Source organism: Macrococcus hajekii, assembly GCF_004359505.1.
GTDB lineage: Bacteria > Bacillota > Bacilli > Staphylococcales > Staphylococcaceae > Macrococcus > Macrococcus hajekii.
Genome location: NZ_SCWE01000034.1, coordinates 1 through 398, shown reverse-complemented (window position 1 = coordinate 398; position 398 = coordinate 1). Strand labels below are relative to the sequence as shown.

1 protein-coding gene is annotated in these 398 nt (G+C 42.2%); it reads left to right on the top strand.

What is annotated here, in order from left to right; genetic code table 11:
* Positions 1 to 350, top strand: a 350-nt coding sequence (locus tag ERX37_RS11245; RefSeq protein ID WP_208001695.1) for a hypothetical protein, incomplete at its 5' end; no start/stop codon positions are given.
* Positions 351 to 398: the final 48 nt, after the last annotated feature.

Sequence of the window (398 nt, the reverse complement as noted above, 5' to 3'; positions counted from 1 at the left end):
CAACGACAGAAGCACCAACGACAGAAGCACCAACGACAGAAGCACCAACGACAGAAGCACCAACGACAGAAGCACCAACAACAGAAGCACCGACAACAGAAGCACCAACAACAGAAACACCAACGACAGAAGCACCGACAACAGAAGCACCTGTAGAAGTAGTTACTCAGGAACAAACACCTACGAAAAGTCCGGAGAAAGTACAGACAAAACCACAAACAATTATTCAGAAGGCATTACCATTCACTGGCTCTACTGAGCAACGCTGGATCAAATCACTGGCATATCTGCTAGCAGGTATTGGAGCAGTAACTGGCTTAATCTTCTATCGCAAAAAGAAATTGAATTAACTAATAAACATATAGCATGTAACATAATAAATGTAACATGCTATATGT